7 protein-coding genes and 1 pseudogene are annotated in these 12316 nt (G+C 39.3%); all 8 read left to right on the forward strand.

Going from position 1 to position 12316, the window contains the following annotated elements:
• Positions 1–65 precede the first annotated feature (65 nt).
• The 8 genes and pseudogenes from rbtA (at position 66) to AC1M9D_RS13405 (ending at position 12280) form a co-directional block, all read left to right on the forward strand.
• A complete protein-coding gene (gene rbtA / locus AC1M9D_RS13370) occupies positions 66–1034 on the forward strand; it encodes a rhombotarget A (protein WP_481612382.1) in 969 nt (322 codons plus the stop codon).
• 12 nt (positions 1035–1046) lie between these two features.
• Positions 1047–3458 carry a CSLREA domain-containing protein gene (locus AC1M9D_RS13375; protein WP_481612377.1) on the forward strand — a complete coding sequence of 804 codons (2412 nt, stop codon included), beginning with the start codon at positions 1047–1049 and terminating at the stop codon, positions 3456–3458.
• 128 nt (positions 3459–3586) lie between these two features.
• A complete protein-coding gene (locus tag AC1M9D_RS13380; RefSeq protein WP_180027900.1) occupies positions 3587–4369 on the forward strand; it encodes a tellurium resistance protein in 783 nt (260 codons plus the stop codon).
• Positions 4370–4377: 8 nt separating this feature from the next.
• Complete coding sequence (locus AC1M9D_RS13385) at positions 4378–5508, forward strand: toxic anion resistance protein (protein ID WP_481612378.1); 1131 nt, start codon at positions 4378–4380, stop codon at positions 5506–5508.
• 17 nt (positions 5509–5525) lie between these two features.
• A complete protein-coding gene (locus tag AC1M9D_RS13390; RefSeq protein ID WP_481612379.1) occupies positions 5526–6446 on the forward strand; it encodes a hypothetical protein in 921 nt (306 codons plus the stop codon).
• A gap of 171 nt (positions 6447–6617) precedes the next feature.
• The gene (gene ahpF, locus AC1M9D_RS13395; RefSeq protein ID WP_481612380.1) at positions 6618–8183 is read left to right on the forward strand and encodes an alkyl hydroperoxide reductase subunit F; all 1566 of its coding nucleotides are present in this window, start codon (positions 6618–6620) and stop codon (positions 8181–8183) included.
• 258 nt (positions 8184–8441) lie between these two features.
• Positions 8442–12017: pseudogene (locus AC1M9D_RS13400) on the forward strand (type VI secretion system Vgr family protein).
• 17 nt (positions 12018–12034) lie between these two features.
• On the forward strand, positions 12035–12280 hold the full coding sequence (locus AC1M9D_RS13405; RefSeq protein WP_481612381.1) for a hypothetical protein: 246 nt from the start codon (positions 12035–12037) through the stop codon (positions 12278–12280).
• The last annotated feature ends 36 nt before the right edge of the window (positions 12281–12316 follow it).

The raw sequence follows: 12316 nt of genomic DNA on the forward strand, positions 1-12316 counted from the left end.
TAGACGGAAACGCTTTGGTCTAAGAATGAATTTAATTGCTGGAATGGTGAATTGGATGCTCTTAAATTAACTTTCGCAAGAGATCTAATGTTAAGGATGGTATTGCACTTAATAACAATACGCTGGTCTTTAATGATTTTGGCTTGATTTTTAATGCGCCGTTTAAGAAGGCATTGCTTACTAACAATATAATTGCAAAAAATGGCAATCGAGACTGTCGTGTAGAGACTGCAATCGATCAATCAAATTTAAACAATAATTTATATGGTTTTGGTTGTGAGGGCACAGCTTCAGAACAACTGGGCGAGCGCACATTATTAGCTGGGACTGATGTAGAAGGTGAATGTGATGTTAATTCATCTGGCATTTTATGTCCGTTCAAAGTCTATTCTGGCTATGCTTTAGGATATTTCCGCCCAAGAGTGTTGCCTAGTTATAGACAATTAACAGATTCTCCGATCATTAATCGTGGACCAGATTCAAATGGTACATCATGTGAAACAGTTGATCAGCGTGGCAACGCACGTAAGGATCGTATTTTGTGTGATCGAGGCGCAATCGAACTTATTCAGTCAAGTACGTCTTCAGGCAGATTTGGAAAGGATATCTTTTACGGAGAAATTGTTAAGTTAAATATTAATGATTTTCTAGGAGATGGTGAGCTAATACCTGCTAGTCAATGTGATGCCTTAGTCGGACCTCATCCCAAAAAAGAAGAATGGCAAGCGGGCTGTATGATCATCCAACAAAATAACTCTCCTAGTAAAGGTAAAGCTGAACTACTCCAAAATGGAGAGTTTACTTATACACCTCAAGGGAATTGGCACGGAACTGATGATTTTAAAGTTTTGGTCGTTGTATCTACACGTCAATTAAATGAGTCAATGAATCCTTATATCGAAATTCCAACTGTCATCAAACAAGACCCCAGAGATACTTATACAAGCGATAAAGTAAAAACTTCTGGTGTGGGGCTAGGTCTAATCTCCGTAATAGGTCTGATGACTTTAATCGCGATACGTAGAAAAAAATAATAAGGGAATCGTATGTTGAAAAGTAGAAAAGCTTTTTTGACTTTAGCAGTCCTTTCTGCAATGTCCTTGATAGCTGCTGAAGATACAATAATTTATGTCACTACCTTTGATGATGAAGACGGGACTAATGATGCAAAGTGTTCACTCAGAGAAGCGTTGACGGCTGCTTCGACTAATCGAGCTTATGGAGGTTGTGCTAAAGGTAATATGGATCGAGTACAAACTGACATTATTCAGCTTGAAGCTGGTACCTATAGCTTGAATGCAGAGCTTCAGCCAACTTCTTCAGTGATTATTAGGGGTAAAGACCCTGTCGATTATTCTAAACCGAATGTCATTTCAAATAGTTATCCTGCGCAAACTAAAATTCAAACTATAATTAATGGTCAAAATACACATCGCATTTTCAATACGACCAATCTAAATCGACCAAGTTTGAGTTTAAGAAATATAGAGCTGAGAAATGGTAAATCATCTACCAATGGTGGCGCTTTGCTATTGGGCGGCGAGACTGATTTATATAATGTAAATATCACAAAGTCTTCAGCGTTAAGAGGTGGAGCGATATTTTTGAATGACAGTGATAGCTCTTTAAGTTATTCGGTTGGTTGGGTGAGTGGTAATACAGCTCAGCAAGGCGCTGTTATAGCGATGTCTTGTTTGGATAATCTTGTGTTCACACGCCGTAAGATTGATTTATCCCGTATGTCTATTACCGAAAATGGAAATACAGCTTCAAACAGTTTATTCTCATTTTGTGGTGAACCTACAGCTCAATTGCAAGCAAATACAATCTCTTCCAATGTATTAAATACTACACAAGGTCAAATTTTTCAATTTAGTGATCGTTTAACAGATGGGGGTCAAATAAATTTGAGTCCCAATTCTATTTTGAAGCTCGATAGTAATACGATTATCGCGAATACCGCGCGATCTGTGCTTTGGTATGGAAATACAGGTGCAAAAGCCTTAAATCATAATGTGATAGGTTTTAATCAGGCTAAAGCCTGTATATATAGTCACGGTGATGTGAGCCAAGTTGAGTCAGCAGGTATTGAATTATTGGCAAATGCTATTCCACTGAGTAATCCATCTATAGACTGTGATCTACCAGCAAAAGCGTCAGAAAATGCACAAAAAAATAGTCTTGATATTAGTCAATTCAGTATCAATGATCTGTTTTCAACATCGTTACCGGTTAATGATGAGAATACTAACTTTCATCCTGTCTTTTTTCCGAAGATTAATTCTAGCGGTAAAGATTTAGTTGATTTTGGTACTGATGGTTGTTCGCTGCTTGATCAACGAGGTATTAATCGGATTGGATTGGACTCGCTCAACAGTTTAGATGCGACTCCCAATACTTGCGATATTGGTGCGATAGAAACCTTAAAGTTGACTGTTTCCAATTTAAGTAAAGCAAATGAATCACTGGTTCAAATAAAGAAATCAACTGAGAATAGAATTAAAGCATTCGAAGATGCTATTGCCGATCCTGAAACCAAAGAAGAAGTGATTGATTATTATAATAAGGAGCTCACCGATCAAAAAGCATTTTTTAATGAGTTAAATAATCTTAATCAATATCGTCCAATTTTGTTCGATCCATTTAAATTGAATTTACCAGATGAATTTGTTTCTCCTGATGGTAAGGTGCGAAAAATTGAGCATCTTAATGTTGATAATTATGATGTCAAAGTTGAGGTTGTGGGAGTTGGGAAATTAGATATCGATAAAACATTCTTAGGTAAGTTTGATGATCGGTTGAAATGTGAGTGGAAACCGCAGCTTAAGCAGATAGTCATGTATAGAACAGATAGTCGCATAACACCGAGTGGAGACTCTGAATTCTGTACATATACGCTTACTTCAAAAAGCGACAGTAAAAAAACATCAAGTGCATATTTAATTGGTAATTTTATCAATATCGTGCCAACTGTTCCTGAACGTGTGGAATATACAATCAATCCAAAAAAATCGACTCAAATCAGTGTAAATTTACTGGCTGAAGCGAGTGATGCTGGTGATGGCAACAGAAATGCAATCAATCCTCCAAATAAAAAGGAGTTTTACCATAATGCTAATGGGGATGAGGTATCAATTTATTTTGCAAGAGTACCGAATCCCGTTTCAATTATCGCGGATCGGGTAGAGCCATGTGCTAATGACCGTTTTAAAAAGTGCTATGGTGGAAACATTCGAGTTCAGTTGAACAATAATTTGGATGTCTTTTCCTATGATCTTAAGTACTCAGTATTGGACGCAGACGGCGCTTCATCAGGTGAGGGAACATTAGCTGTTCTAAATACGGAAACAGGGCCTGGAAGTTCTCGTACGGGTGGAGGGGGTAGCCTAGGTGGGTTTGGGCTTTTAGGACTCATTGGTTTAAGTTGGCTTAGAATGAGAAAATCTAAACCTCATTAATAAAAAAGCCAGCATTTGCTGGCTTTTTTTGTGTTTGATTTTGTGTAATATTTTGCAAAAAAATAGTATATTTTGAACAGTTTATTGCTACATTTAAAGATTGCTGATCACTTTCTTAAATTACACCAATGTCATCTTTTAATGAGCTTATACCCTTAAATCAAATTGAAGTTAATCCTTCGGATTTGCTCTCAATTAAGAGGCATGATCTTGTTCCTTTATTGACTGATTCGTCTAAACTTAATTTATATGCTGAACATATTGTGCAGGCACAAAATGCTCTATTGGTAGGTATAGACCCCACTTTAAATAAAAAATTAAGCGAAACAATTTCAGATATTATTCAAAAATTGAATCAATCCAAAAAGAAATTAAAACAAAAAAAATTTAATGCTCTCCAAAAGTGGTTAGGTCTGGATTTGGAGTTCGGTGCGGGTCAAATTTCTTATATTCGTGATTTAGATAGACTCATTCTAGATGCTGATCAGCTGTCCCAACGTATTCACATTGAAATCCAAAAGTCTAGTTCTCGATTTCAGCAAGCAGTTGGTTTAAGAGAGCAAATGGCGCGCTACATTCAAGCAGCAAGACAATTTTTAACAGAATACACAGATTTTTCTCATCATCGCCATCCACTCGATAACTTTGAGGAGCGATTGGCTAAAAAAATACAAACATTAGAGTCGGTACAAGCAAACAATGATATTTCTCTCATGCAAATGCAATTGACTCAACAACTTTCATTAACTCTGACGGATCGTTTTCGTGAAGCGCAGCAAGTATTAATCCCAGCTTGGCAATATCATCTTGAGCAAACTCAAATTAAAAATGGCGCAGTCGATATTGAAAAGTTAGATCAAAGTCGCGAACAACTGATTCGATCTTTAAAAAAATCACTAATTAAAGAATAAGGTGTGTTATGTCTGATTTTCCAATTCAAAAGAAAAATGAATCCTTAAGCTTAATCTCTATGGAGGAAAAGTTTTCCAAGTTAGATTTAAAAGAAATTGGGTTGATGACCTCAGACCTTGCAGCAGTCGAATCAGTTCACCAAGAACTAGCTGATATGAATCATGCAGCGGTTGCTGAATATGGGAAAAATATCGCGACTAAAACAGCGACTTATACGGATGAACTGCTGGATTTAGTCAAAAATAAAGATTTGGATGCAACAGGTCAAAAGTTAAATGAAGTCGTTACAGTGGCTCAACAGCTCAATACAAACAGTATTTTAAGCCCTGCTAAAAGTTCAGGCTTCTTGGGCAGTATCTTAAATCGATTTAAAGGTGCGAAGCAGAGCTTTGATCAAAAGTTCAATTCCACTAAAGAACAAATAGATGCGTTAGTTAAAGAAATTGAAACCTCTCAACAAGGTTTAAAAGACCGTGTAAATACATTGGATCGTATGTTTGATGGTGTGCAGGATGAATATAAACAATTAGGGGTTTATATTGCTGCAGGGGAAATTAAACAACAAGAAGTTCAAGAGCAAATAGCTGAATTGAGTACGCTAGAACAAGATGCGCAAACCAATCAAAAAATCTACGACTTAAATCACTTAGCAAACAATTTGGAAAAAAGAGTGAGTGATTTACAGGTATTGCAACAATCTGCGATGCAGACATTACCGATGATTCGAATTATTCAATCAAATAATTCAATGTTGGTGGATAAGTTTTATGCGATAAAAAATATCACGCTTCCTGCTTGGAAAAATCAAATTAGTTTAGCGATTTCATTACAGGAGCAAAAAAATAGCGTCCAATTGGCTAATACTATTGATGATGCGACGAATGAGTTACTTAAACGGAATGCAGATTTATTACACCAGAATTCAGTCGATACTGCTCGAGCAAATCAACGTTCCGTGATTGACATTGAAACACTTGAACATGTTCAAAATACCCTCATTAAAACAGTGAATGATGTTATTAGTATTCAGAAAGAAGGGATGCAAAAACGTGAAGAGGCATCAATCCGTATTAAGGCTTTGCAAGGAAATCTTCAACAACTTGTTTTGGATTCGAGTCAAAATCAGCCAAAACACTAATTTCTTGAGGTTTAAATTTGAATAAAACCAATGAATATCTTGTGGTGCAGACTGAGATTCAGAAAAGATTGCCTGAATTGTACAAACGAAATCGCATACTTAATTTATGGGGATTTTTGAGTACCAGCTTACTCATTATTTCAGTTGTGTCGCTTTTTATTCATCAGGACATGATTTATGGTTTTATGGGCATGAGTGAAACTGTTCAGCAGCTTCATTTGCCACATAGTTTAGATGAAGTCGTAAACGTGTACCAACATCAGCCTGACTATTTTTTTAATTTAATATCTTGGTTAGGCTGGTTCATTCTAAAAGTATTTAGCTCAGTCATTGGTGCTTTTTTTATTGTTCATTTTTTAAAGAAAATACGTTTTTTCTATGTGCGCTTTCAATCATTTGTGCTTAAGTTTGTAGGTTGGTTAATTGCTGTCATCTTAATTTGGTCAAGTTTGACCTATGTTCAGTATGACATGAATGATGAGTCTTTAGATCAACAATATCAATTAAGTCATTATGATAAATCGATTCATGAAAGTCAGATTGCTGTCATCATGACTGAACAACAGGTCAATCCAGTGATTCAAGCCTACGTCCTTGCGCAAGTGGCTTTGGTTCACAAACCTGAAGATACCAAGCTAGCAACTGCATATTTAGCTCGACTTGCGCAAGCTGAAAGAAATGAAAAACAGTTTGTCGAATATGGTTTTAATGCAGAGCAGTTATGGTCAATGCAGCAACAAGTTTATGGTCAATCTATTACTCCTTGGGCAAAAGCGATAGATCATCGGGCAAATCAGGCACGACAAATTTCAGAAGTAGTCAAGATGATATTAATGGTGTTCTCAACCATCATGTTATTGTCAATGTTTATTTTCTTTGGATTAGCTCGTAGTTTTAAAAGCAGAATTCAAACGATCACTCAACGTTTGGAGATATAGTTAAAGTTTGTACTGTTACGATCATCATAAAAGAATCATTCATTTTTAAATGGATGATTCTTTAATTCAATTTTTCGATAGTCTTTATGTAAACTAACTGTTTTACCTATTTTTGTATTTCTTCTAATATAGCTTTATCAAACAAATATTACTCCTTTGGAGACGTTAGCAATGTTAGATCAAAATACTTCAGCTCAATTAAAAACGCTTTTAGAACGCCTTGAGGGTCCAATCGCATTGGTTGCGACTTTAAATGATTCAGACAAATCTGCAAAAATCAAAGAACTTGTGGAAGAAGTGGCTGCACTTTCTCCATTCGTCACAGCTCGTTTTGATGGTCAAAATAAACGTGCACCGAGCTTTGGTATTGCAAAAGCAGGTGAAGAACCGCGTGTCTTCTTCGCAGGTTTACCAATGGGTCATGAGTTCACTTCTTTGATTTTGGCATTGCTACAAACTTCTGGTTATGCACCAAAAGTATCTGACGAAGTATTGGCATCCATCAAAGCTTTAGAAATCAAATCTGACTTTGATGTATTCGTATCTTTAAGCTGTCATAACTGTCCAGATGTGGTTCAAGCACTTAACTTGATCGCAATCTACAACCCTGGCACAACAGCAACCATGATTGATGGTGCATTCTTCCAAGACGAAGTAGAAGAACGCAAAATCATGGCTGTCCCTATGGTGTTCCAAGACAACGAACATATTGGTCAAGGTCGTATGACATTGGAAGAAATTGTTGCGAAGCTCGATACTAATTCTGCTGCGAAAGATGCTGAAAAACTCAATGCCAAAGATGCATTTGACGTGCTTGTGATCGGTGGTGGTCCTGCAGGTAACACATCTGCAATCTATGCCGCTCGTAAAGGTATCCGTACAGGAATCGTTGCCGAGCGCATGGGTGGTCAGGTCATGGACACCATGGACATTGAAAACTTTACATCAGTGCAAAAGACCCAAGGTCCTAAGTTTGCAGCTGAAATGGAAGCACATGTTCGTGAATACGGTGTCGACATCATGAACTTGCAACGTGTGTCTGACATCAAAGGTGCAGATGAAACTGCCAACGGTTTAGTTGAAGTGACTTTAGAGAATGGTGCAAAACTTGAATCGAAAACGGTCATCCTGTCTACAGGTGCTCGTTGGAGAGAAATGAATGTACCAGGTGAGCAAGAATACAAAACACGTGGTGTTGCGTACTGCCCACACTGTGATGGTCCATTGTTCAAAGGCAAACGTGTGGCTGTGATCGGTGGTGGTAACTCTGGTGTTGAAGCTGCGATTGACCTTGCAGGTATTGTTGAGCATGTCACTTTGGTTGAGTTTGCTACCAAACTGCGTGCTGACCAAGTCCTTCAAGATAAATTGAACAGCTTACCTAACACGACTGTCATCAAAAATGCGTTGTCTACAGAAGTCGTTGGTGATGGCAAACAAGTCACTGCACTGAAATACAAAGACCGTGCGACGGATGAAGAACACACTGTCGAATTGGCGGGGATCTTCGTACAAATCGGTTTGTTACCAAACACGGATTTCTTAAAAGAAACTCAAGTTGAGTTAACCAACCGTGGTGAGATTGTGATTAACGATCGCAACGAAACCAATGTAAAAGGTGTATTTGCTGCGGGTGACTGTACAACAGTACCTTATAAGCAAATCATCATTGCCACTGGTGAAGGCGCGAAAGCATCACTGTCAGCGTTTGATTACATCATTCGTTCTGGACAGTAGTTCAATCGTATTCTTTAAATAAGAAGTTCTTAGTTTTGTAGTTTACAGAGGTTGAAGATGCTAACACTTCAGCCTCTTTTTTTGTAATCATTAACTTGATCTATATTATTTATTAAATCAAATCTGTATTTTATTTGTAATTTTATTTCACAATAAATGGGTGTTTTGTGTAACAGGACCTGTTTATCGTGTCTGTTTTTTGTTTAAATATTAAGAAATTCTTTAGCCTTATTAAATTATAAAAGACAGATAATAACCATGCTTGCCAACATCTTTTCGGCATTGGAACAGCTCGGTCTAACCGCCCAAAACAGAGCCCTCCACATCCAATTCAGTCATTCACAACTGAATAGCCAAGTCTTCCTACAACGCATTGATGGCAGCCATGCCCTTAACGAAGGCGTGCAAGCAGAACTCATCTGTCTCTCGACCAATGCCTTAATTCCACTCAAACAATTCATCGGCACACAAGTGGCCGTCGATCAAGTCACTGATCAAGGAACCTTGTTTAGAACCACAGGCATCATCACCGAAGCCTCACAAGGACAAAGCGATGGGGCACTGACCCTCTACAAACTCACGCTCAACGATGCAACTTCACTTTGGCACAAACGCCGCAACAGCCGCGTATTTATGAATAAATCCGTGGTCGAAGTGGTGGAAATCCTCTTTGAAGAATGGCAAAACAAAAGCCCACTCTTTGCCTCTAGCCTCAGCCTAGACCACAGTGGATTGCAACAACAATACGACATTCGCCCCTTCATCATGCAAAGCAACGAAAGCGACTACGACTTTCTGACTCGCTTACTACGCAGTGAAGGCATTAACTGGCTCATTGATGAAGCCCAACCGATTGTACCGAGCAACAACAGCCCGATCGAAGCACAAAAGCTCCGCCTGATTGACGACAACAGCCAATACCAAGCCCTCAACCGACGCAACATCCGCTACCATCGTAGTGATGCGACAGAACAATTTGATACCATCACCAGTTTTATTGGACAACGCAGCCTACAACCCACCGCAGTCCACCTACAACGCTGGCAAGCCACAGCCCTTGAACAAGAAGAAGGCGCAGGGTCAGTACAAAGCAAACACCAACACAGTGACCACCAAGACAATGCCAGCCTAGGCCTCGAACAAGCATGGCACATCAGCCCTGCATGGATCCAAGACCTCAAAGGCGAAGACCAAGCCACCGCATCAGGCAACAGCCAAGTTGAAAAACTCAACCAACACCTCAGCGACTACTACGCTGGACAAAGCAAACAATTCATCGCCAAAGCCAGCGTCAGAGACAGCCAAGTCGGCTACTGGTTCAAACTCGATGGCCATCCAGAAATTGAACAACACAGCGGAGTTGATCAAGAATTCCTCATTGTTGGCAAACGCTACTACAACCAAAACAACCTACCCAAAGACTTAGACCAACAAGTCCAACAACTGCTACAACGCAGCCAATGGACGCCAAAACACAAGACAGACACCAACCAAGCAACCCACACGGACCAAGAACGCCAAGCCAGCGAACTCATCCTACAACGACGCAACATCAAAACCGTACCCGAATACACCCCCTTACAACATCGACCCAGCACCCATCCGCAACGCGCCAAAGTGGTGGGACCTGCAGGAGAAGAAATCCATGTCGATGAATGGGGACGCATCAAAGTACGCTTCCTATTTACCCGAGCAGAAGACCACCAATTTGATGGCGGTGCAGGCAGTAACAACAACGATACCGATTCAGCTTGGGTCGATGTACTGACCCCATGGGCAGGCGAAGGCTATGGCGCACGCTTCCTTCCTCGAATCAATGAAATCGTGGTTATCGACTTCTTTGACGGCAACATCGACCGTCCCTTTGTGGTGGGCCGCCTACATGAAGCCCAACGCAGCCCAACCCGATTCGACAGTCAAGACCAACTGCCAGATACCAAAAAACTCGCAGGGATTAAAAGTAAAGAAGTCCAAGGCGAAGGCTATGGACAACTCCGCTTTGATGACACCACAGGACAAATCTCCACCCAACTGCAAAACACCCACGGGGCGAGCCAACTCAACCTAGGGAATCTCAGTCATCCCAAAGCAACCGCAGAAAGTGAAGGATGAGGCGAAGGTTTCGAACTCAGAACAGACCAATGGGGTGCAGTACGAGCGGGCGAAGGCATACTCATCTCCACCTACAAACAAGAACAAGCCAAAGCAAACCATCTCGATGCAAGCGAAGCCAAACAACAACTCGAAAGTAGCTTAAACAACGCCAAAGCTTTAAGTGAAGTGGCAAAAAATCAACAAACTGATCCACTGAGCTTACTCGAAAACCTACAGGGCTATCTCAAGAACTTAGAGAGCGAAGACCAAAGCAAAGCCGCGGCTTTTAAACAAGCGATCATGCTCTTGGCTTCACCATGCTCCATTGCCGTAGAAAGTAACGAAGACATCCACCTCAGTGCAGATGGACAGATTAACCAAATTGCACAAGGAAGTATTAACACCAGTACCCAAGACAGCATACTTAGCCATGCTAGCAAAAAGATCAGCTTATTTGCCGCGCAAGAAGGGGCACGACTGTATGCAGGCAAAGGCAAGATCGAGATTCAAGCTCAAGGGGATGGTGCGGATCTGATTGCAAGAAAGGGTGTGCAGATTATTTCGACGGAAGATCGAATTGAAATTAAAGCGGCAAAAAAAATAGTGTTGATCGGTGGCGGCTCACAGATTGAAATTAGCAGTTCGGGAGTTTTACCGACCACAGCTGGTAAGTTTGAAGTCAAGGCTGGACAACATTTATTTAAGCCGGGAGCGAGTGTAAGTACTTCAGCTCAATTGCCAACAATGCAACCGTTAAAAGGCGCATTGAATCTTTTAAGAAGTTATGGTGGAAGTGAATTCTTTAAAGGAGCTGGATATAAAGTTATTGACTCTCTTGGTAAGACAATAACAGGGAAATTAGATGCGAATGGTTTTGCTCAAGTAACAGGAATTGCTCCTGGTGGTGCACAAGTCATTTTTGATAAAGATGAGCGAAGTCCTTGGGCATTATCAAGTCATTTTTCGCGAAGTTATGATTGGGCAGATGCAGTAATTCCTGGTGCATCTAATTTTGTGAACTCGAGCTTAAATCAGCTGGGTCAGAATTTAATGGCTCAAGTTAAAAATAATTTGACTCAACTTAATAGTATGAATTTAAAGGATATAGGCAAGAATGCTTTAAAAGGTCTAGCAGACCAAACTGTTGGCCAACTCAAAAATCAAGTGGCAAGTTCTACCTTAGATGGAATTTCAGAAAAATTAAATTTAGGTTTAAGTCCTGATCAATTGAAGACTATAAGCCAAATGGCAGTAAATCCTTCTCAATCACTAAATATGATTCGTACGCAAGGCGTTGATTTTATAACTCAGCAGGCCACATCGAAGTTGATTCCGAATTTTATGAATTCAACTGGGTTTATGCCAAATACAAATTTTGATACAGCATTGGATCAGGAAAATATTACGAATCAATCTGAAAAGGTCATTGTAACTGATGACTACATTGCACAGAAATATTATCAATCTGGCGGATTAACGTATACCGAAACAACAAGAATCAGTACGAAATCGAATCCAGCTCCATTGTTAACAAATCAAAAGACTGTTGAGGTTAATAAGCCTATACAAGTGAATAAAGTAGATGTGAGTACAAAGAATTCAACATCAGTAGATGATCAGTTTATTTCACAAAAATATTATCAATCTGGCGGCATTAAATATACGGAAACAACTCGATTAAAAACGAGTAATGATCGTCCTGATTTAGAACAATATAACGCGAAAAATTTAAAAGATTAAAAATATATAGGTTAGTCATGGCAACTGAAAACGAACAAGTTTCTAATAAGGCACAATCGAGTGTTGAACTTGCTGTATTTAATTTAGACAGTGTGAGTAGTGTAGCGGACTTACAAGTTATTGCTAATCAAATTGAAAATTTCCTTGTGGTCTGTGGCCAAACATCATTACTTAAAGTCAAAGCAAATGCCCATATAACTACTGTAGCTAATAGACCTCTTGCGAAAGTAAAAAATTGTTTATACTCGTCCCATGAAATATGAAAATTTAACTAGATTTAATGATGGGGAATTTAAACG

The organism is Acinetobacter sp. ANC_7682 (assembly GCF_056779795.1).

Coding starts and splice junctions, on each gene's coding strand:
- AC1M9D_RS13405 (WP_481612381.1), top strand. CDS start 12,035: ATGGCAACTGAAAACGAACAAGTTTCTAATAAGGCACAATCGAGTGTT.
- AC1M9D_RS13380 (WP_180027900.1), top strand. CDS start 3,587: ATGTCATCTTTTAATGAGCTTATACCCTTAAATCAAATTGAAGTTAAT.
- ahpF (WP_481612380.1), top strand. CDS start 6,618: ATGTTAGATCAAAATACTTCAGCTCAATTAAAAACGCTTTTAGAACGC.
- AC1M9D_RS13375 (WP_481612377.1), top strand. CDS start 1,047: ATGTTGAAAAGTAGAAAAGCTTTTTTGACTTTAGCAGTCCTTTCTGCA.
- AC1M9D_RS13385 (WP_481612378.1), top strand. CDS start 4,378: ATGTCTGATTTTCCAATTCAAAAGAAAAATGAATCCTTAAGCTTAATC.